General features: G+C 68.3%; 19 protein-coding genes. 14 read left to right on the forward strand and 5 right to left on the reverse strand.

Translation table 11 applies throughout. The features are described from left to right. Window positions 1-24 precede the first annotated feature (24 nt). From AB0J16_RS16990 to AB0J16_RS17015, 6 genes are all read left to right on the forward strand, one after another. Window positions 25-1,047: a methyltransferase gene (locus tag AB0J16_RS16990; protein ID WP_358539817.1), complete on the forward strand. Its 1,023-nt coding sequence runs from the start codon at window positions 25-27 to the stop codon at window positions 1,045-1,047. A 22-nt stretch (window positions 1,048-1,069) separates the two neighbouring features. Beyond that, window positions 1,070-2,146 carry a methyltransferase gene (locus AB0J16_RS16995; protein WP_358539820.1) on the forward strand — a complete coding sequence of 359 codons (1,077 nt, stop codon included), beginning with the start codon at window positions 1,070-1,072 and terminating at the stop codon, window positions 2,144-2,146. A 61-nt stretch (window positions 2,147-2,207) separates the two neighbouring features. Further along, on the forward strand, window positions 2,208-3,053 hold the full coding sequence (locus AB0J16_RS17000) for an SDR family oxidoreductase (protein ID WP_358539822.1): 846 nt from the start codon (window positions 2,208-2,210) through the stop codon (window positions 3,051-3,053). A 3-nt stretch (window positions 3,054-3,056) separates the two neighbouring features. Further along, the gene (locus AB0J16_RS17005; RefSeq protein ID WP_358539824.1) at window positions 3,057-4,112 is read left to right on the forward strand and encodes a ketoacyl-ACP synthase III family protein; all 1,056 of its coding nucleotides are present in this window, start codon (window positions 3,057-3,059) and stop codon (window positions 4,110-4,112) included. Continuing rightward, window positions 4,102-5,361 (forward strand): acyltransferase domain-containing protein, encoded by a 1,260-nt coding sequence (locus AB0J16_RS17010; RefSeq protein ID WP_358539827.1) that lies wholly within the window; start codon window positions 4,102-4,104, stop codon window positions 5,359-5,361. The genes AB0J16_RS17005 and AB0J16_RS17010 overlap by 11 nt, the downstream gene beginning before the upstream one ends. 118 nt (window positions 5,362-5,479) lie before the next feature. Next, window positions 5,480-7,057, forward strand: coding sequence for an FAD-dependent monooxygenase (locus tag AB0J16_RS17015; protein ID WP_358539829.1), 1,578 nt, complete (start codon window positions 5,480-5,482; stop codon window positions 7,055-7,057). Between the two features lie 79 nt (window positions 7,058-7,136). On the opposite strand, the gene AB0J16_RS17020 is transcribed toward AB0J16_RS17015, so the two are convergent. The 3 genes from AB0J16_RS17020 to AB0J16_RS17030 are packed head-to-tail and all read right to left on the reverse strand — an operon-like array spanning window position 7,137 to window position 9,603. Continuing rightward, window positions 7,137-7,991, reverse strand: coding sequence for an ABC transporter permease (locus AB0J16_RS17020; protein WP_358539831.1), 855 nt, complete (start codon window positions 7,989-7,991; stop codon window positions 7,137-7,139). After that, window positions 7,988-8,926 (reverse strand): ABC transporter ATP-binding protein, encoded by a 939-nt coding sequence (locus AB0J16_RS17025; RefSeq protein ID WP_358539835.1) that lies wholly within the window; start codon window positions 8,924-8,926, stop codon window positions 7,988-7,990. Before AB0J16_RS17025 ends, AB0J16_RS17020 begins: the two co-directional genes overlap by 4 nt. Next, window positions 8,923-9,603 carry a cyclase family protein gene (locus AB0J16_RS17030; protein ID WP_358539837.1) on the reverse strand — a complete coding sequence of 227 codons (681 nt, stop codon included), beginning with the start codon at window positions 9,601-9,603 and terminating at the stop codon, window positions 8,923-8,925. The genes AB0J16_RS17025 and AB0J16_RS17030 overlap by 4 nt, the downstream gene beginning before the upstream one ends. 180 nt (window positions 9,604-9,783) lie before the next feature. Here AB0J16_RS17030 and AB0J16_RS17035 point away from each other — a divergent pair, with 180 nt between their 5' ends. From AB0J16_RS17035 to AB0J16_RS17045, 3 genes are all read left to right on the forward strand, one after another. Beyond that, the gene (locus AB0J16_RS17035; RefSeq protein WP_358539839.1) at window positions 9,784-11,046 is read left to right on the forward strand and encodes a beta-ketoacyl-[acyl-carrier-protein] synthase family protein; all 1,263 of its coding nucleotides are present in this window, start codon (window positions 9,784-9,786) and stop codon (window positions 11,044-11,046) included. Then, the gene (locus AB0J16_RS17040) at window positions 11,043-12,251 is read left to right on the forward strand and encodes a beta-ketoacyl synthase N-terminal-like domain-containing protein (protein WP_358539841.1); all 1,209 of its coding nucleotides are present in this window, start codon (window positions 11,043-11,045) and stop codon (window positions 12,249-12,251) included. Before AB0J16_RS17035 ends, AB0J16_RS17040 begins: the two co-directional genes overlap by 4 nt. A gap of 118 nt (window positions 12,252-12,369) precedes the next feature. Next, window positions 12,370-12,633 carry an acyl carrier protein gene (locus tag AB0J16_RS17045; RefSeq protein WP_358539844.1) on the forward strand — a complete coding sequence of 88 codons (264 nt, stop codon included), beginning with the start codon at window positions 12,370-12,372 and terminating at the stop codon, window positions 12,631-12,633. Between the two features lie 37 nt (window positions 12,634-12,670). Here the strand turns inward: AB0J16_RS17045 and AB0J16_RS17050 are convergent, their stop codons facing one another. Continuing rightward, a complete protein-coding gene (locus AB0J16_RS17050) occupies window positions 12,671-13,513 on the reverse strand; it encodes a DeoR/GlpR family DNA-binding transcription regulator (RefSeq protein WP_358539847.1) in 843 nt (280 codons plus the stop codon). Between the two features lie 298 nt (window positions 13,514-13,811). On the opposite strand from AB0J16_RS17050, the gene AB0J16_RS17055 reads away from it, so the two are divergent. From AB0J16_RS17055 to AB0J16_RS17075, 5 genes are read left to right on the forward strand one after another with little or no spacing between them, the layout of a single operon-like run. Beyond that, window positions 13,812-15,119 (forward strand): sugar ABC transporter substrate-binding protein, encoded by a 1,308-nt coding sequence (locus AB0J16_RS17055; protein ID WP_358539850.1) that lies wholly within the window; start codon window positions 13,812-13,814, stop codon window positions 15,117-15,119. Between the two features lie 13 nt (window positions 15,120-15,132). Beyond that, on the forward strand, window positions 15,133-16,143 hold the full coding sequence (locus tag AB0J16_RS17060) for a sugar ABC transporter permease (RefSeq protein WP_358539854.1): 1,011 nt from the start codon (window positions 15,133-15,135) through the stop codon (window positions 16,141-16,143). 6 nt (window positions 16,144-16,149) lie between these two features. After that, window positions 16,150-16,992, forward strand: a complete 843-nt coding sequence (locus tag AB0J16_RS17065; protein WP_358539857.1) for a carbohydrate ABC transporter permease — start codon at window positions 16,150-16,152, stop codon at window positions 16,990-16,992. A gap of 54 nt (window positions 16,993-17,046) precedes the next feature. Continuing rightward, window positions 17,047-17,907: a ketose-bisphosphate aldolase gene (locus tag AB0J16_RS17070; protein WP_358539860.1), complete on the forward strand. Its 861-nt coding sequence runs from the start codon at window positions 17,047-17,049 to the stop codon at window positions 17,905-17,907. Window position 17,908: 1 nt separating this feature from the next. Next, a complete protein-coding gene (locus AB0J16_RS17075; protein ID WP_358539863.1) occupies window positions 17,909-19,108 on the forward strand; it encodes an ADP-dependent glucokinase/phosphofructokinase in 1,200 nt (399 codons plus the stop codon). Window positions 19,109-19,155: 47 nt separating this feature from the next. Here AB0J16_RS17075 and AB0J16_RS17080 read toward each other — a convergent pair whose 3' ends face one another. Further along, window positions 19,156-19,740, reverse strand: coding sequence for an NADAR family protein (locus tag AB0J16_RS17080; RefSeq protein WP_358539865.1), 585 nt, complete (start codon window positions 19,738-19,740; stop codon window positions 19,156-19,158). Window positions 19,741-19,841: the final 101 nt, after the last annotated feature.

Genomic DNA, 19,841 nt, shown 5'->3' on the forward strand with positions numbered 1-19,841 from the left:
GCGTGATCGAGGAAGCGAGATGACATGCTTGTGGACAAGGTAGACGACGCGTCGTCCATCCTTCAGCTGGGCACGGCGTACGCGCCCGCCAAGATCCTGCACAGCGCGGTGGAGATCGGCCTGTTCGAAGCGCTCAGCGACGAGCCGGCCGATCTGGCGCAGGTGTGCTCGACGCTGGAGTTGCACCCCAGGCTCATGCGGGACTTTCTCGAAGCGCTCGTGGTGCTGGGGCTCCTGGACAAGGCCAACGGCGGGTACCAGGCCAGCGAGACGGCGAAGAAGTTCCTCGTTCCCGGTCATTCCGGCTACGTCGGCGGCCGCATCAAGATCGGCAGCCGGCTGCATTATCCCGCCTGGCACTCGCTGGCCGACGCGCTGCGCGACGGAAAGCCGAAGGCCAACATCGAGGCGGACGCGAAGGCGTACGAGCGCCTGTACAACGACCCCGAGAGGGCGCGCGTCTTCCTGTCCCACATGGACGCCAGCAACGTCATGGTGGCGCCGCAGCTCGACGAGTGCCTCACCTGGTCGGAGCACGAGTCGTTCCTCGACGTCGGCGGCGCGCGCGGCCAGGTGGCCGCGATCCTGGCGAGCAGGAACCGGCATCTGCGGGGAGGCGTGTTCGACTTCCCCATCGTTCGACCGTACTTCGACGAGATCATGGCGGAGTACGGGACCGCGTCCCAGGTCACCTTCCACCCGGGCGACTTCTTCCTGAACGCGCTGCCGGAAGCCGGCGTGTATCTCATCGGCCACGTGCTGCACGACTGGTCGGTCGAAGAACGGCGCCAGATCGTCAAGCGGATCTCCGAGGCGGCCCGGCCGGGAAGCCTGCTGCTGGTCTACGACCACATGATCGACGAGGACCAGCCCGATCTCCAGAGCCTGATCACCAGCCTCAACGTGGCGCTGGTAACCCCCGGCGGGTCGGAGTACACGGTGGCCGAATGCCGCGAGTGGCTGGAGGGGGCCGGGTTCCGGTTCATCCGCGCCCACCGCCTTCCCATCGGCAACGACACGGTCGTGGTCGCCGAGCGGACCGGCTGATCCGGCGGAAGGGCGGGAGATCATGGCGAAAGAGATCATGGCGAAAGAGATCATGACGGAATGGGATGTCCCCGCGCTGCTCGAGGTCGCGGCCAAGACGCCGCGCGAGGCGTTGGCCGTCCTGGCCAACGCGGACCGGTTCGCCCGTGCGATCCATGTGCTCGCCGAGCTGAACATCGCCGACCACCTCGCCGCGGGCCCGAGAACGGTGGCGGAACTGGCCGCCGAGGTGGGCGCGGATCGGCCATCGCTGTATCGGGTGCTGCGGTGCGCGGCGTCGGTGGGCGTCTTCACCGAGGTCGCAGAGGAGAGGTTCGGGCTGTCCCCGATGGCGGAAGGGTTGCGTACCGACATCGCGGACTCGGCGCGCGACGCCATCGTCATGGATGGATCTGATTTCTTCTACCGGGCGCTCGGCGCGCTCGGCCACAGCGTGCGCACCGGAGAAACGGCGTTCGACCACGTCTTCGGCATGCCGATCTGGCCCTACCTGGAGAGTGACTCCGGGTCGAGCCGCATCCTGGACGACGCGATGGCCGCCATCAACCGGCGGCTCGGCAACCGATATCTCGACCGGATCGACTTCGGCCGGTTCGAGCGCGTCGCCGACATCGGCGGCGGTAAGGCGATCTTCCTGGGCCTGCTGCTGGCGCGCTATCCCGGATGCGCCGGCGTGCTCTTCGAACGGCCGGCGATGGTCGAAGCGGCCGTGGCCTCGATCGCCGAACAGGGGCTGTCGGACAGGGTGACCGTCACAGCGGGAGACTTCTTCGCCGGCCCGCTGCCGGCCGGGTGCGACGCCTACATCCTGAACATGGTCCTGCACGACTGGAGTGACGAGGCCGCCGCCCGGATTCTCCGCCAGGTCAGGACGGCGATCGGCGACACCGGCGCCGTGCTGTTCGTCCTGGAGCAGGTCGTGTCGGAGCTGAACACCTGGGATCGCGCCAAGCTGCTGGACATCGACATGCTCACCGTCTGGGGCGGGCGCGAGCGCTCCATCCACGAGTGGGAACGGCTCCTGCGCTCGTCCGGCTTCGCCCTGGCCAACCAACCCACACCCGGAGAATGGACGGTACTCGAATGCCTGCCTCAATGATGTTGAACCTGCTCGCCATGGCCTCGCTCGCCCCTCTGTGCGTCGGAGGGATCTTGCTGCCATGACGGATCACTCCCCAACTCTCACTCCGTTCGCGGGCCAGCACGTCGTCGTCACCGGCGGCAGTTCCGGAATCGGCCGCGCCGCGGCGCTGATCTTCGCCCGGCAGGGCGCGGAGACGGTGTTCATCACCGGCCGGGACGCGGAACGCCTGAAGGAGACGGCCACGCTGCATCCGAAGCTGGTCCCCGTGGTGGCCGACGTCTCCACCGCCGAGGGCGCCGACGCCGTGGACGCGGCGGTCGGCGCGGGCCCCGGCGTCCTCGACGTCCTGGTGCACAACGCGGGGATCACCAAGAAGACGCCCCTGGGCCGGGTCGACATGGCGGACGTGATGACGGTGCTCGGCACCAACCTGATCGGCCCGCTGATCCTGACGGACCGGCTGCTTCCCCGGTTACGCGCCCCCGGCGCCAGCATCGTGCTCGTCACGAGCGTCGAAGGGCACCGGCCGCCACCGTTCGGCTCCTCGCTGTACGCGGCGTCCAAGGCGGGCGGCGAGATGTTCACCCGGGCATGGGCGGTGGAACTCGGCGAGGCAGGCATCCGGGTCAACGCGGTGGCTCCGGGTGTGACCAGGACCGACGCGGCAGCGCGCGCCGGCTTCAGCCCGGCCGACGCGCGGCTGGCGTTGGAGATCTTCGGGCAGGCCACGATCGCCGGACGGGTGGGCGAGCCCGAGGAGGTGGCCGTCTGGATCACCCGGCTGGCCGAGCCCGGCAGCGCGTACGTGACAGGCCAGGTGATCTCGGTGGACGGGGGGATCGAGCTCACCGGTATCCCCCGGAAACGGCCCATGAGGCCGCCGGCCGGGGCCGCCGACGCGGAGCGGCAGAAGTCGCCGTGACTCATGCGCTTCGAGGACCTCTTCATCGCGGCCACCGGCGTGTGGTTGCCGCCCGCCGTACCGGCTGATGGCGTCACACCGGGCAGCCCTCGCTCTGACGGCATCACGTCGGTGACGGTGTCCCGGAGCGAATCCGCGCCGGAGATGGCCACCCGGGCGGCTCGCTCGGCCCTGGCGCGAGCGGGCCACCGCGGCGACGACATCCGGCTGCTGCTGCACGCGAACGTCTACTACCAAGGGCACGATCTGTGGCCGCCCGCCTCGTTCATCCAGCGGTACGCCGAGGTGGGGGACTGCCCGGCCATCGAGATCCGGCAGATGTCCAACGGCGGAATGGCCGCGCTCGGCCTCGCGGCCTGCCACCTGGTCGCGGCCGGGGACGGCGCGGCGGCGCTGATCACCGCGGCGGACCGGTTCTGCCCTCCGGGGTTCGACCGGTGGCGCAGCGACGCCGGGACGGTGTACGCCGACGGCGGCGCGGCGATCGTCCTGTCCCGCGGCACCGGCTTCGCGCGGCTGCGCTGCCTGGTCACCGAGTCCGACCCCGGCCTTGAGCGGATGCACCGCGGCGACGATCCGTTCGGAGCGGCGCCGTTCTCGGTCCGCGGCCGGGTGGATCTCGATGCCGCCAAACGGGCCTTCCTCGCCAAGGCCGGGATCTCCGAGAGCGTGGCACGGGTCGCGGCCCGCCAGCACATGACGATCAAGCGGGCGCTCGCCGAGGCCGAGAGCAATCTGACTGACATCGACTGGTTCGTCCTTCCCAACTTCGGCCGCCGGCGGCTGGAGCTCACCTACATCGGCCCGTACGGCATCGACATCGAGCGGACCACCTGGCCATGGGGCCGGCGGGTGGGGCATCTCGGCGCCGGCGACCAGCTCGCCGGGCTGGACCACCTGGCGGCGACCGGGCGGCTGCGGCCGGGCGACCGATGCCTGCTCGCCGGCGTCGGCGCGGGGTTCACCTGGTCGTGCGCGGTCGTCGAGGTCCTGGCCGTACCGGGCTACCCGGCGAGGGGGGACGACATGGCAAGGAAGGAGGGGCCCGATGACCGGTGACGGTCGAACCCGAACACGCCTGCTGGCCTGGTCAGGGGCGCACGAGCACGACTGGCGGCAGACCGGCGCCGCGCTGGAACGATGGCTGACCACGGACGGTCCGCCCGAGTTCCAGGAAGCGGCGGACCAGTGGCGGCCGCCCACCCCGGCCGGGCCGGTGCGCGGCGCCGTACTGGCCGCGACCCATGCCGAGGCCCTGGCCGGGGTGCGTGCCGCGGAGCCGCGACAGGGCCGGAGACGGCCCGTGGCGCTGCTGTTTCCCGGCCAGGGCGCCCAGCACGCCCGTATGGGGGCAGGGCTCTATCGGCGAGATCCCGAGTTCACCGCCCGCATGGACGAGGTCATCGAGCTGTTCGGCCCGGACGCGCGGGCGATCAGAGACGACTGGCGATCACCGCGACCGGCGCTCGACCTCGACGACCTGCGACGGGCGCAGCCGCTGCTCTTCGCCGTCGACTGGGCGCTGGGCAGGCTCGTGCTCAGCTGGGGAGTCCGTCCGGCGGCGCTGCTGGGCCACAGCGTGGGCGAGGTCGCCGCGGCGGCGTTGGCCGGCGTGTTCACCATGGCCGACGCGGTCACGGTGATGCGCGATCGCATCGACCGGCTGACCGGGCTACCGCCCGGCGGAATGCTCGCGGTCGCCGCCGGTCCCGATGAGCTGCGCCCGTTCCTCGCCGACCTCGACGGCGCGGTGGTGGTCGGCGCGGTCAACGCGGCCCGCCAGGTGATGCTGGCCGGCCTCGACGGGCCGCTGCGCCAGGTCGAACGCGACCTGCGCGCCGCCGGCTACGGGTGTCGCAGGGCCAGGGCGACGACCGCGTTCCACAGCCCGGCCGTCGCCGCGGCGTTGGCCGGATCGCGGGAGGTGATGGCCGGCCTGGCGCTGCGCCCGCCCGCCATCCCCCTCTACTCCGGCTACACCGGCGCGCCGATGTCGCCCGGTACCGCGACCGACGTGGATTTCTGGGCGGACCAGCCGGCGGAGCCGGTGCTGTTCGGCCCGGCGCTCGACCGGCTGCTGGCCGAGGGCGACTACCTGCTGGTCGAGGCGGGCCCGTCGGAGAGCCTCACCGCGCTCGCCCGGCGCCATCCGAAGGTGCGATCGGGTGCCAGCGACGTCGCGGCCCTGCTGCCGGCCGGGCCCGGCGAGGGCGAGCGGGATCGGCGCGCGGTACTGGCGGCGGCCGCGAAGCTCTGGCTCGAGGGCCACGACCTCGATTTTGCGGGCTTCAGGGAACAGACCGGTTAGGGATCAGACCGCGTCGGGATCAGACCGCGTAGGGATCAGACCGCGTAGGGATCAGACCGCGTAGGGATCAGACCGCGTAGGGATCAGACAACGTGACGGCAGAAGGGTGTGCCAGCAGATGGATTCCCCAATAGAGGTGCTGATCGCGGGCGCCGGGCCGGTCGGCCTGACCGCGGCACTCGACCTGACCCGGCGCGGCATCGGGGTGCGGATCATCGACGCCGCGCCCGGTCCCGCCACCACCAGCAGGGCGATCGCGACCCATCCCAGGACGCTGGAGATCTACGAGCAACTTGGGGTGATCGACGCCGTGCTCCGCAGGGGGCGGCGGATCACCGGGTTCGCGCTGTACAGGGACGGGCGCCGGCTGGCGCGGCTGGCCGCCGACTACACGGACATGCCGACTCGATTCCCGTTCACCATGGCCATCGACCAGATCGTCACCGAGGAGATCCTCCGCGACGCCCTGCGCGAGCTTGGGGTCGTGCCGGAGTGGGGAGTGCGGCTGGAGTCACTCCAGCAGGACGAGGAGGAAGTGACGGTCCAGCTGCGCCAGGACGACTCCCACCAGAAATACGGGGTGCCCTGGTTGATCGGCTGCGACGGAGGACACAGCACCGTGCGCTCGGAGCTCGACCTCACGCTCGTCGGCACGTCGAGGCAGACCTGGCTGCTGGCCGACGCGCAGGTCGAGACCGACCTCCCGCCGAACAGCATCTACTGGATCCGCGCCGAACGCGTCACCATGATGGCCGTGCCGTTCATCGAGCCCGGCCGATGGCGGCTGCTGGACACGGTGGACGTCGACTACGACGGCGACCCGGTACGGCTCGCCGAGCGGCTGACCCACAAGCTGCGGATCGGGCTCGGGCGGCCGGTGGTGGTGCGTCCGCCCGGCTGGGTGTCGGTCTTCACCGCGCAGCAGCGCATGGTGCGGACGATGCGCCGTGGCCGGTGTTTCGTCGCCGGCGACGCGGCTCACGTGCACAGCCCGGCGTCCGGCCAGGGCATGAACACCGGGATCCAGGAGGCGTACAACCTCGGCTGGAAGCTGGCCATGGTCATCAGGGGCCACGCCGGGCAGGCGCTGCTGGACACCTACGGCGTCGAGCGCGTTCCCGTCGGCGCGGAGCTGCTGACCTCCACCGAGAAGGCCACCCGGCTGGTGCAACTGAGCAACCCCGTCGCGGACCGGCTGCTGCCCGTGGTCTTCGCCGCGGTCTCCAACATCCCCGCGCTGCGCAGGCGGATGCAGGGCAAGATGCTCGGCGCGGTGTCCGGCCTGAACCTGGAGTACTCCGACAGCCCGCTGACGCTCAACGGCGCCGAGCCGCTCCCAAGGCCCGGCCAGCGTCTCACCCGTCGCGTCGCCGGCCCACCGGAGTCGGCCGCCGAGCAGGCGCTGATCGCGGAGCTCCAGGACCCGCGCTGGACGCTGCTCGTCGCCGGTGACCTTCCCGAGCCGCTCGAAGCCGCGAAAACCCGTCACGACGCGTGGCTGTCCGTGCGATCGGCCGGTTTCGACCTGCCGGACCGTGACGGCGCGCTGCGCGCCAGCCTGGGGCTGGCCGACGGCGGCTGGATCCTGGTACGACCGGACGGCTACGTCTCGGCTCGCGGCAGGCGGCTGAACCGCGAGCTCATCGACACGCTCCCTGCCCGGCTGTGGCCGGACCGGACGGTCGAGCGGACCTGATGGGAACGGCGGAGCGGACCTGATGGGAACGGCGGAGCGGATCCCGCTCCGCCGTTTCCGGATCAGCGCCCTTCCCGGATCAGCCTACGCGCCGCTGCATGGCCTTCTCCAGGCGCGCGTGCAGCTTCGAGCCGGACTCCTGACGCATCATCCGGCGCAGCATGATGGGCGCGATCAGCGCACCGGCCACCGCCCACGCGACGAGTACGGCGACGCCGGCCGGAAGCCGCCACGCTCCACCGATCTCCACGGCGGCCATGGCGTCGGGCAGCAACGCCGAGCGGGCGCCGAGACCCAGCCAGTACATCGGGAACGCCTCGCCGATCCACTGCAGCGCCTCAGGCAGCCGGGTGATCGGGTAGAAGACGCCGGAGACCGCCGCCAGCGCGCACAGCGGGAACATGACCAGCCCGAAGCTGTGCGAATTGGGCAGCAGCGGACCCACGGCCATCCCCACCGGCAACGCCGCCGCCAGGCCGAGAAGCGACACGACGGCCAGCGTCAGCCAGGTGCGCGCGCCGTGGATGACCAGTTCGGGGAACACCGCGAGTCCGGCACCGAGAGTCAGCGCCGCCGTGATGACGATGGAGCAGGACAGCCCGACGACCTTACTGACCAGGTAGCCCACCATGCCGCCCGGCACGGTCCTGGCGCGCAGCAACGTCCCGTCCTCCCGCTCGACGGCCAGGGTCCCGGCCATCGTCGCGATGCCGTTGAGACCGATGTTCGCCCCGAGGACGCCGGGCAGCATCGTCACTCCCAGCGAGAACTGCGTGCCCGGCACCGCGAACCCCCGGGTGAACAGCATGGCGGTGAAGAAGATCCCGGTGGAGATGAGCGTGACCACGACATGGTGGCTGTCCAGGAACAGCTGCCGCAGCTCGATCAGGCCGTGTCGTACCCCCGCGCGCAGCGGGACGTATGCGGCCCTCATCGCGACCTCACGGGCGACGTGCCGGATTCCCAGTCCCGCACCAACGTCAGGTAGCTCTGCTCAAGGGTGGCCCGGTGCACCTCCAGATCATCGATGTCCGCGCCGTGTTCGGCGTAGAGCCGGTGAACGAAGTGGGCCGGCGCCGGTGTGGAGGCGTTGAAGCGCCGGCCGTTCCTGGTCCAGCGCACCTCGGAGGTCTCGCTCGCGCGGCCGGAGAGTTCCTCGGGCGATCCGTCCGCGATGATCTGGCCGCCGGCCAGCAGCAGTATCCGGTGCGAGAGCCGCTCGGCCTCGGCGAGATCGTGGGTGGCGAGTACGACGGTGATCTGCTCCGTCTCCACCAGCTGCTTGATCATCGTGTGGAAGTCGTGCCGGGACCGGGGATCGAACCCCACCGTCGGCTCGTCGAGGAACAACAGCTGCGGCCGGCCGACCAACCCGATGGCGACATCGAGGCGTCGGCGTTGCCCCTGCGTCAGCCGGCGCAGGTTCTGCCCGGCCAGGTCGGTGAGCCCGACGAGCTCAAGCAGCGCGTCACAGTCCCACGGCCTGGGCATCGACTCCCGCGCGTACGGGACGTAGTAGGTGCCCAGGTGGGAGATCAGCTCGCGTACCCGCCACTTGCCGTGATCGGCCCACGACTGGAGGACCACCCCGATCTCGGCGCGCCAGCGCCGGTCGCCGTGCACGGGATCCGCGCCCAGCACCGACACCTGACCGGCGGAGCGCAACCGGAACCCCTCGAGGATCTCGATGGTCGTGCTCTTGCCGACGCCGTTCGGTCCGAGCAGGGCGACCACCTCTCCTCGCCGTACCGCGAAGGTGATTCCGGCCAGCACCTCGGTGTCGCCGTACCGCATCCGCAGGTCCCTGACGTCGATGACGCTGTCGGCGCCGGACGGTGTGACCGGCGCCGGAGAGGGCTGCACGATCACCGGTCGATGACCGCGATGGCGCGGACCGGGTAGCTCCCGACTCCCGCGATCGGCGCGGGCAGCACGGTCAGCCGGGCGCCGGTGTCCGGCAGCCGGTCCAGCCGGGTCAGGCTTTCCAGCAGATAGATGTCCGCGCCGAGCAGGAGGTTCTGCGCGGGTTTGCTGTTGTCGGTGCCGCTGTCGATGTTCTGGCTGTCGATCCCGACGATGCCGGGGTTGGCGTCGAGCAACGCCTTCACCGCCTCCTGCGTCAGGAACGGCGAGTCCTTGAAGAACCCGCCGGTGCCCCAGTGCCGGTCATGACCGGTGTTCACCAGGACGGCCCGGCCGGCCAGCTCGAGCCCCTCGAACACCTCAGGTCCGATCGACCGCCCATCCGGCAGTTTCTCAGGGGACACCCGGACCACCGTGATCGGGACGTCCACCATGCGCTCCAGGCTCAGGCCCGCCACGTCGGCGGCGTCGACGTGGAACTGGCTCGGCGCGTCGATGTACGTGGCCGTGTTGCCGCAGAGTTCCACCGTGGTCAGGGCGAACGTGACGCCGGGCGCGAGGAACCCCGCGGACTGCTCCCGGCTGATGAACTCGCTGATGCGCGGCTTGGGCATCCAGGGGTGGGTGAGCATGTCGTGGCTGATCGAGAAGCTCAGGTCGACAATGGTCCGGTTGTTCGGCATCTGGCTCTCCGCTCTGTCGGTCGGAGATCACCGTCGCAGCGTGGTGTCGAAGGGCGATAAAGGCGCCGTAGGGGCTGAAAGTTCTTCTCCGGCCCGATATCCGCTCGACGACGCGGCGACAGAGTCCATCGAGGCACCGCAACCGTGGCAGGGGAGAACCGTTTCAGGGGAGAAGCATTGATGGGTACGCGAGACCGCCGGGTGGTGATCACCGGGATGGGCGTTGTGGCTCCTGGTACCCCCGGCCGTAAGGCCTTCTGGCAACGGCTCGTCGACGGGCGCCCGGCATTTCGCCCGATCAGTTTCTTCGACGCCGGGGCCTTTCGCTCCAGGATCGCCGCCGAGTGCGACTTCGATCCGGCGCGGGAGGGGTTGACCGCGCGGGAGATCAGGCGACTCGATCGCGCGGCGCAGCTGCTCCTGGTGGCCGGTGACGAGGCGGTGGCCGACAGCGGCGTCGACATCGACGGTTCGGCCGAGCGCGCCGGAGTGAGCATCGGCACGGCCGTCGGCTGCACCATGCGCCTGGAGAGCGAGTACGTGGTGCTCAGCGACCAGGCCCGGCGATGGGAGGTCGATCCCGGCTATGTCGTGCCGCACCAGTACGACTATTTCGTCCCGAGTTCGTTCGCGGCGGAGGTGGCCACCCGCTTCGGCACCCTGGGCCCGGCGACCGTCGTCTCCGCCGGGTGCACCTCCGGCATCGACTCCGTGGGGCACGCCTGGCGGTTGATCCGCGAGGGCAGCGCCGACATCATGCTGGCCGGCGGGACCGACGCGCCGATCTCGCCGATCACCGTCGCCTGCTTCGACGCGATCAAGGCCACCTCGCCCCGCAACGACGATCCGGTCAACGCGATGCGTCCCTTCGATCGCCATCGCAGCGGCTTCGTGCTGGCCGAGGGCGCCGCCGTACTCGTTCTGGAGGAGTACGGGGCGGCCCGGCGACGCGGGGCGCACATCTACGCCGAGATCGCCGGTTATGGAGCGATGTGCAACGCGTACCACATGACCGGACTGCGTACCGACGGCGCCGAGCTCGCCGGTGCGATGGACGCCGCGCTGACCACGGCGGGCGTCGCGCCGAACGCGGTCGACTACCTCAACGCGCACGGCACCGCGACCCAGCAGAACGACCGGCACGAGACCGCGGCGATCAAGCGCGCGCTGGGTCAGCACGCGTACTCGGTGCCGATCAGCTCGGTCAAGTCGATGATCGGCCACTCGCTCGGCGCGATCGGCACCATCGAGATCGCCGCCAGCGCGCTGGCCATCGAGCACGGCACGATCCCGCCGACCGCCAACCTCACCGAGCCCGACCCCGAGCTGGATCTCGACTACGTCCCCTTGACCGCGCGAGAGGCCCCGCTGCGCACCGTGATGACGGTGGGCAGCGGCTTCGGCGGGTTCCAGAGCGCGATGGTGCTGCGGGGGCGGCCGTGACCGGAGCCTTGATCACCGGCGTGGGCGTGATCGCGCCCACCGGGCTCGGCACCGACGCGTACTGGGCCGCCACCCGTGCCGGGCACCTGGGCATCCGCCGGATCGGCCGGTTCGACGCCACCGGATGGCCGGCGCCGCTCGGCGGCGAGGTGGACGGGTTCGACGCCGCGGCTCACCTGCCGGGTCGCCTGATCGCGCAGACCGACCGAATGACCCAGTTCGCCCTGGCCGCGACCGACTGGGCGGTGGCCGAAGCGGGCCTCACACCCGACGAGCTGGCCGGCGCGTCGATCAGCACCGCGGCCGCGTTCGGCGGCTTCGAGTACGGCCAGCGGCAGCTCCAGTCGCTGTGGCGGCAGGGCCCCAAGCACGTCAGCACCTACATGTCCTTCGCCTGGTTCTACGCGGTCAACGCGGGCCAGATCTCCATCCGGAACGCGACGCGTGGCCCGGCCGGCGTCTTCGTCGGCGAGCAGGCGGGCGGGCTCGACGCGATCGGGAACGCGCTGCGCCAGGTGCGCTCCGGCGCGGCCGTGGTGATCACCGGTGGTATGGAGAGCTCGCGCTCTCCGTACGGCCATGCCTCCCATCTCGGCAACCGGGACATCAGCCGGGAGCCGCGGCCGGACCGGGCCTACCTTCCCTTCAGCGCCGACGCGTGTGGTTACGTGCCCGGCGAGGGCGGGGCGATCCTTGTGGTCGAACCCGACGCGGCGCCCCAGCGCCGGCAGCCGGTGCGGTACGGGCGCGTCAGCGGGTACGGCGCGGCGTTCGACGCCCGCCCGGGCGCCACGGGCTCGGGCCTGCGCCGCGCCGCCCAACTGGCCCTGGCCGACGCGCGGCGCACGCCTCAAGACATCGACGCGGTGTTCGCCGACGCCGGCGGCACCCGCGCGCTGGACCTGGCCGAGGCGACGGCCATCGCCGAACTCTTCGGGCCGCACGCCGTACCCGTCGTGGCGCCGAAGGCCGGCACCGGCCGGCTGTTCTCCGGCGGTGGCCCGGTCGATGTCGTGGCGGCGCTGCTGGCCTTCCGCGATGGCGTGCTGCCCCCTGCCGGACGCGTCACCGCGCCGGACCCGGTCTACGAGATCGACCTGGTGACCACGGAGCCCCGGCAATGGTCAGGGCGCAGCGCGCTGGTCCTCGCCCGCGGCACGGGGGGTTTCCACTCCGCCCTGGTGCTGACCACATCGGACGAGTGACCAGACCCACTCAGACGACTGACCAGACCAGACCCCACTCAGACGACGACTGACCAGACCAAACCCCACTCAGACGCTGGCCGACCAGGTCAGACCCCACCCAGAGACGAGGAGCGCCATGGACCGCATCGACGTATCGACTGTCCTCCGGATCCTGTGCGAGGCGGCGGGGGAGGACGGCGGTGTGGACCTCGCCGCTGACGACCCGGGAACCACGCTGGGTGATCTCGGCTTCGACTCGCTGGTGTTGATCGCGGCGACGACCAAGGTCGAGCTCGAGTTCGGTGTGACCATCCCGGAGGACCGGCTGGCCACCGTGGCGACCGTCGCGGACTTCCGCGACATGGTCAACGAGTCCCTCCTCGACGCGGGGTCCCGCTGAGCGAGTCTGGCCGCTCTCCCGTCATGGGGAAGGCGAACTACTGGGGATTGGCTTCAGGGGCGCCTTCGAGGGTTTCCGGGGTGATCAGCTCCACCTCGTTCTCCTTCAGCGCTTCCAGAAGATCAGGCGGCGGGGTGGAGTCCGTGACGAGGTAGTCGGCGCCCCCGAGCTCGGCTACCTGGGCGAAGAGCCGGCGACCGAACTTGGAGGAGTCCGCCAGTATCGCCACGCGCGCCGCCCGAGAGATCATCTCTCGCATCATCGCCGCCTCGGCGAGGTTGCTCGTGGTGTAGCCGGCGGCCGCTGAAACGGCGCCGACCCCGATCAACGCCAGATCGCAGCTGATGTCCAGCTCGCTTCCGCCGGACGCCCGGAAGCTGACGGGGCCGATGGTGGCCAGTGTGAGCGGGCGGACCGCGCCGCCGACGACGTACACGTCGCGGATCGCCGAGGACGGCAGCGCCGGGGGCACGAGCAGACTGTTCGTCACCACTGTCAGGTCTCGGTGGTTACGCAGGTTCCGGGCCACGGCGAGAGTGGTCGTACCGCCATTGATCATGACGATGGACCCGTCTTCCACCAGCGACCCGGCGAGTGCCGCGATCTTCTCCTTCTCGCGTTCTTCCATCTTGAGCCGCACGTCCACGGCCCGGTCGACCCGGGAGAGGGTCGACTGACTGACCGCTCCGCCATAAGTGCGGACCAGGACGCCGTCGGCGCTCAGCTGGTCCAGGTCCCGCCGGATCGTGTCGATGGAGACGCCGAAGCGCTCCGCGAGCGCGCTGACTGTGACCTGCCCGGTCTCTGCGACGTATGCCGCCAGTTGGGCCTTACGTCCTGCGGGTAGACGACGCTGCCGATCCTCTTCGTCAAGGGTCACTGACCCTCCCATCTCTGCGGTAGTTGCGTTATGGATCAACGCAACAGAGGGGTTATACAGGTCCTAGAACAGCAGACTACCGCATAATGCTGCTTCTCTCGGGCGAGATTCCGCTTACCGCACGGGCCTCGGCGCGGCGATCCGCCAACGACTGTGCGTCTCTTCCCATTTCTTTGCCGAACTGTGCGGTTCCTAGCGGAACTTTGCTGTTGCTAGGTCTTGTGAGGCGACGTCACGCGTTGTTAATGTGGCGGAAACCGGCAAAGAGCGGTAACACCTGTACAGCAAGGAGGTCGCGATGACCGGAGGCAGCACCCGGTTGCAGGGCCGGACACGGCGACTACTCGGGATCATGGCGGTGGCGGTGCTCAGCGCCACGGCCGTGGGGTGTGGTTCCAATTCGGGAACCAGCGCGGGATCGAGCGGCGGCGGCCCCGTCACGCTGGAGTTCGCGCAGTGGTGGGCGCCGGAGCTACCGGCGGGATCGTTCGACAAGCTCATGACGGAATTCACGGCCCAGAACCCGAACATCAAGGTCAAGCTGCTGAGCGGTCCGTACGCGTCCACCAAGCAGCAGTTGGTGTCCGGAGCGGCGTCGAGGACGTTGCCTGATGTCGTGGGCCTCGACGGCGCATGGGTGAGCGACTTCGCCAAGCAGGGGGCCATTGCCGACCTGTCCGAGCTCATGGCGAGTGCGAAGTACGACTCGAGCCAGCTGGCGAGCCAGATCCAGGTCAAGGGCAAGACCTACATGATCCCGGTGGTGAACTTCGTCTACCCCCTGTTCGTCAACAACGATCTGCTCGAGAAGGCGGGGGTCAAGAAGCCGCCGAGCACACGTACGGAGTTCCTCGACGCGGCCAAGAAGATCAGCGCGCTCGGCGGCAACGTCAAGGGCTGGGCCCTGCCGCTCGACACCGCCGTTCCCAACGGCATTCAGAATGACGTGATGTCGTGGCTGTGGGCATCAGGCGGCAGCATGCTCACCAAGGACGGCAAGCCCGACCTGACCGGTCAGGGCGTCAAGAGTACCGTTGAGTACGTCAAGAGCCTGAACGACGCGGGCGTCATCGCTCCCGGATCGCTCACCATGAAAGAGCAGGACAAGGTGGAGAAGTTCGCCACCGGCCAGGTCGGCATGATGATCGATTCCTTGGCTCACATCACACTGATCAAGAAGAACAATCCCAAGCTGAACTTCACGGTGGTGCCGATCCCGGCCCAGGACGGTTACACCGGCAAGCGCGGCATCCCGTACGCGTCCTGGGGCATCGGCGTCGCCGACTCCTCGGAGCACAAGGCCGAGGCGTTCAAGCTGGTCCAGTTCTTGATGGACAAGAAGGCGAACGCGGAGCTGAGCACGTTGGCGAAGGGCTTCCCCGGCAACAAGACGGCCGAGCCGGACTTCAGCAAGAGTGACTCGCTGTTCAAGACGGCCTTCGACATCTACAAGGCGGGCTATCCCGCCAACGAGTTCGTGGGCTTGCCGAAGGCGGAAGACCTCATGCGCAGCTTCGACGAGCAACTGCAGCTCCTGCTCACCGGCAAGCAGAGCATCGACGACACCCTCAACAAGGCGCAACAGGCCTGGGCACCGGTGCTCTGACCTTCCGCACTTCGTGGGCCGCGCCGACCGTGCGGCGCGGCCCCGAACCAAGGAGACATCGATGGACACCGCGAAACTCGATCCCGCGGCCTCCCCGGGAGCCGCACCATCGGCATCGAAATCCCCTGTGGGCCGACGAAGAAGTACGCGGCCTTTCCCCGTACAGCGTGTTGTCCCGTACGGCTATCTCTCGCCGACGCTGATATTGATCTTTGTGCTGATGATCATCCCCATCGCGATGGTGGTCAGCTATTCGTTCAAGGACAACGTGATCGTCGAGCAGAATCCGGTCTTCGCCGGTCTCGCCAACTACACCACGGTGCTCACCGATCCCAACTTTTTGGCCGCGCTGAAGAACACGTTCATCTTCATCACTCTGAGCACGGTCGCGCACCTCGGTCTCGGGCTGGCCTTCGCGACGATGCTCAACACGCCGTTGCTGGGCGGAGTGACGAAAGCCATCTTCCGCATCGTCTACATCCTGCCCTGGCTGTTCACGGTCGCCGTGATCGCGGTCATCTGGCGGCTCATGCTGGACCCGTCCGGGGTGGTCAACTACCTCCTGACCACGATCGGCGTACTGCGCGCGGAAGTGAGCTGGCTCTCCGACCCGAACATGGCGCTCTGGGCGTTGACCTTCATCAACATCTGGGCCGGCTTCCCCTTCTTCATGATCAGCATCCTGGCCGGGTTGCAGGGAATCTCGCCCGTTCTGTACGAGGCGGCCTCCGTGGACGGCGCGACTACTTACCGCAAGTTCCGCAATGTGACGCTTCCCCAGTTGAAGCCGGTGCTCCTCAGCATGGCCGTGCTCGATCTCATCTGGACCTCTCAGCAGTTCGCCCTCATCTGGATGACCACCGGTGGCGGCCCGCTGAATGTCACCGAGATGCTCAGCACCTACACCTACAAGCAGGCCTTCAGCAGTTACGAGTTCGCCACCGCGTCCGCCGCCGCCGTCATAGTCCTGCTGCTCACGATGATTCTGGCCGTCTTCTACGTTCGCCTGCAAAAGGAGAGGTGATCACCCGTGCTCACCCGTCAAAGGCGGCGCCTCTACGCGAAGATCGCCGTGCTCGCAGGCTTGATCGTCGGCGCGCTCTTCGCCGGCCTGCCGGTCCTGTGGATGCTGTCGACGTCGTTCAAGACCAATGGGGAGGTCTTCCAGGTTCCGCCACGGCTGATCACCGACAACTTCTCGTTCGACGCCTACGTGAAGATCCTGGGCGATGCGGCCCAGTTGCGGTTTTTCATCAACAGTTACATCGTCGCGCTGTCGGTGACGGTGCTGACATTGTTCGTGGCGATACTCGCGGCATATGGATTCAGCCGCTACAACTTCCCGTTGAAGCGATCCATCAACGTCGTGATCGTCAGTGTTCAGGCGGTGCCGCCGATCACACTCGTCATTCCCTACTTTGGTCTCGTGGTGGGACTCGGCCTGTATAATACGTATGCGGGGTTGATTCTCACGCACATGGTCTTCACCTTGCCCTATGCGATCATCATGATGACCGCTTATTTCAATACCCTGCCCCGGGAATTGGATGAATCCGTCAAGGTGGACGGGGCGTCGAGCTGGACGGCTCTCTGGCGGATCCTGGTGCCCATTTCGGTTCCCGGGCTGGTCGCCGTGGGCGTCTACACCTTCATGATCTCGTGGAACGAATACCTGTTCGCGCTGACTCTCACTCGTACTGACGACATGCGAACCGTCCCCATCGGCATCCAGTTGTTGATGGGACAGCACTCCTACGAGTGGAACCAGATGATGGCCATGAGCATTCTGGGATCCATTCCGGTGCTCCTGTTGTTCCTCATCTTCCAGCGGCGATTCATCGGCGGCCTCACCTCGGGTGCCGTCAAGACCTGACGCATCATGCCCGTCCTGCGGCATAATCAATTATTCAGAAGGAGAAATACAGTAATGCTGACGACCGGCAAGGTGCTCCTGGCCGCCGCGCACGAAAACAACTTCGCGGTGCCCGCCTTCAACATCAGCGACTACGCCATGTTCAACGGCATCGTGGACATCAGCGAAGAGAAGAACGCGCCGCTCATCGTCGGGATCCACCCCGACGAGGTGCGGCACCTCGGAGTGGACGCGATCGCCGCGATCGCCCAGCGAGCCCATCGCTCCTCGGTGCCGATCGCGATTCACTGGGACCACGGCGCGACCTACGAGGAGATGCTGACCGCGATCCGGATCGGCTTCACCTCGGTGATGATCGATGCCTCGATGAAGTCCTTCGAGGACAACATCGCGCTGTCCAAGAAGGTCACCGAGACCGCGCACGCGGTCGGCCTGTCGGTCGAGGCGGAGCTGGGGACGATCGGCAAGACCGACAACGAGGCCGAAGACGGCAGCGACGCGATCATCTACACCGACCCGGCGGACGCCGTGACCTTCGTGCGGGAGACCGGGGTGGACAGCCTCGCCGTGGCCATCGGCACTTATCACGGCATCTACCCGAAGACCCTGAAGCCGGAGCTCAAGCTCGACCTGCTGAAGGAGATCAAGGACCGGGTCAGGATCCCCCTCGTGCTGCACGGCGGCTCGGGCAACCCCGACAACGAGATCGCGGAATCGGTCAAGCTCGGGATCAACAAGATCAATATCTCCAGTGACATCAAGCTCGCGTACCACATGAAGATGCGCGAAGTCCTGGCCGATGAGAGCCTGCGTGAGCCGAACTCCATCCAGCCGCCGTGCATCGAGGCGATGAAGGTCGTGGCCGCGCAGAAGATCGACCTCTTCGAAGCGACCGGCAAGGCATCTCTCTACTGACATGGCCAGCCATGTGGTCCTGGGCCTGGGGGGATGCGTCGACTACGAGCTCAAGCTGTCCTCGGCGGTCTTGGAGCAGCTGGTCGGCGAGTATGAGATCCACAATGCCGAGCTGACGTCATCGGTCACCGTGACCGACGAACGCGAGCTGGTCATCTCCATCCTCACCTACCTCAAAAAGGGCGGAGGAGGCGAGCACTTCGTCGCCTCCTCCGAATGCCTGAGCGCGTTCGCGGGACGGTTCCCCAAACGGACGACTCTGGGCGGCACCTCCGTCCGAGCGGCGCTGGAGATGAGCCGGCTCGGCGTACCCTCCACCCTGCACCTGGTCAGCCTCAACGACATCGTCCGCCGCCTGCTGCCGGCAAGCTGCGACTACATCTGCAGCGGCGACCGGGACACCCTCTATCCGCACCTGATCGTGCAGTACGACCAGGACCTGCGGGTTCGAGCAGGCGACATCGACATCCGGGCGCCGTTCCCGAACAGATTGATCTACGTCAACGACCCGGCGAACGAGTCCATGCTGCTGAGTGATGAGCTGGGCTCGTTGCTCCGCGACGCACGCGTTTTTCTGATCTCGGGATTCAACGCGATCAGGGACCAGCAGACACTCGACCGGCGTCTGACCACGCTGAGAAACCACATGCGACAGCTTCCTGCCGAGGCGGCCGTCTACTACGAGGACGCCGGCTTCCACGAGCCGGGCCACAGCCAATTGGTCCGCGACGCGCTTCTGGAAGTCATCGACGTCTACGGACTGAACGAAGACGAGCTGCAGCTGCACCTGGGCTACGCCGTCGACCTGCTCTCCGTGACGGAGGTGGCCCGCGCCCTCGAATCGCTGCGCGCTCTCATCCCCGTGCCGACCCTGGTCGTCCATACGAAATATTGGTCGGCGGCATTCGGCGAGAGAGCCGGCGAGTACGCGGAGCCGCTGAACGAGGGCATCGTGATCGCCAGCACCCGCTACTCCCACGGCGATGGGTACACGGAGCACCAGTACGAACTCATGCGGAACCGGCCAAGGCGAAGGGAGTCGGTGGAGTTCGCCGCGGCTCTGGAAGACCGAATGGGCGAGGTCGTTCGCTGCCTGCCCGGCTTCGACCTTGACGTCGCCGCACCCACGACCATCGGGCTCGGCGACGCGTTCGTCGGCGGTTTCCTGGCCGCGCTCGCCCAGGGCCGGTCAAGCACATGAGCTGACCCGCGCCTACGAAGCAGCGGCGAGCGCGTCCCGTACGAACATCAGGCCGCGGCGGCGGCGAGCGCGCCCCGTACGGACATCAGGCCGAAGCCGAGAAGGTTCAGACCTTGCCAGGTCGCCGGGGAGGCGGCGCGCTCGTCGTCGGCGGTCAGGCCGATGCCCCAGATCCGGTCGTGGGGGCTGGCCTCGACCAGGACCCGGTTCCGGGTGCCGAGCAGGAAGTCGGCCAGTTCGGGGTGCTGGGCGAACTTGGCGAGGTTGCCGCGGACCACGATGTCGAAGCGGTGGGCGTTCCAGACGTCCTCCTCGAAATCGCGCACGCCCCGGCCGAGCTTCTTGGCCTCACCGGGATGAGCCGCGGCGAGGATCTCGGCGGCGCTCTGGTGGTCGTCGAACAGCCACGCCTTGTAAGCCATCATGTAGTGCTCGGCGGAGGCGAAGAGGTGGCCGTCCTCGCTGAACGTGACCGGCCACCACTGAGACAGGCAGCCGGGGCCGACGCCGCCGTCGCGGGCCGGGCGATGGCCCCAGAAGAAGAGATAGCGCAGAACCTGGCCCGCCTGCTCGGCGGCGATCGCCTCGGCCACGGTCTGAGGAAGCGCGGTGCGGGGAAGTTCGTCGGACACGCCCACACCGTCCCACAGTCGCGCTCGGATCCGCCAACGGCCAAGCTCTGCCAGCGGTTGATCACTTTTCGTGGAGTCGACCCGACGGCGGTAAGCCGCCT

The sequence above is a fragment of the Nonomuraea sp. NPDC049750 genome (genome assembly GCF_040659625.1).
Taxonomy (GTDB): Bacteria; Actinomycetota; Actinomycetes; order Streptosporangiales; family Streptosporangiaceae; genus Nonomuraea.

What these genes read in the sequence shown, in the direction of transcription:
- AB0J16_RS16990 (WP_358539817.1), top strand. Translation starts at nt 25, where the DNA reads ATGCTTGTGGACAAGGTAGACGACGCGTCGTCCATCCTTCAGCTGGGC.
- AB0J16_RS16995 (WP_358539820.1), top strand. Translation starts at nt 1,070, where the DNA reads ATGGCGAAAGAGATCATGGCGAAAGAGATCATGACGGAATGGGATGTC.
- AB0J16_RS17000 (WP_358539822.1), top strand. Translation starts at nt 2,208, where the DNA reads ATGACGGATCACTCCCCAACTCTCACTCCGTTCGCGGGCCAGCACGTC.
- AB0J16_RS17005 (WP_358539824.1), top strand. Translation starts at nt 3,057, where the DNA reads ATGCGCTTCGAGGACCTCTTCATCGCGGCCACCGGCGTGTGGTTGCCG.
- AB0J16_RS17010 (WP_358539827.1), top strand. Translation starts at nt 4,102, where the DNA reads ATGACCGGTGACGGTCGAACCCGAACACGCCTGCTGGCCTGGTCAGGG.
- AB0J16_RS17015 (WP_358539829.1), top strand. Translation starts at nt 5,480, where the DNA reads ATGGATTCCCCAATAGAGGTGCTGATCGCGGGCGCCGGGCCGGTCGGC.
- AB0J16_RS17020 (WP_358539831.1), bottom strand. Translation starts at nt 7,991, where the DNA reads ATGAGGGCCGCATACGTCCCGCTGCGCGCGGGGGTACGACACGGCCTG.
- AB0J16_RS17030 (WP_358539837.1), bottom strand. Translation starts at nt 9,603, where the DNA reads ATGCCGAACAACCGGACCATTGTCGACCTGAGCTTCTCGATCAGCCAC.
- AB0J16_RS17035 (WP_358539839.1), top strand. Translation starts at nt 9,784, where the DNA reads ATGGGTACGCGAGACCGCCGGGTGGTGATCACCGGGATGGGCGTTGTG.
- AB0J16_RS17045 (WP_358539844.1), top strand. Translation starts at nt 12,370, where the DNA reads ATGGACCGCATCGACGTATCGACTGTCCTCCGGATCCTGTGCGAGGCG.
- AB0J16_RS17055 (WP_358539850.1), top strand. Translation starts at nt 13,812, where the DNA reads ATGACCGGAGGCAGCACCCGGTTGCAGGGCCGGACACGGCGACTACTC.
- AB0J16_RS17070 (WP_358539860.1), top strand. Translation starts at nt 17,047, where the DNA reads ATGCTGACGACCGGCAAGGTGCTCCTGGCCGCCGCGCACGAAAACAAC.
- AB0J16_RS17075 (WP_358539863.1), top strand. Translation starts at nt 17,909, where the DNA reads ATGGCCAGCCATGTGGTCCTGGGCCTGGGGGGATGCGTCGACTACGAG.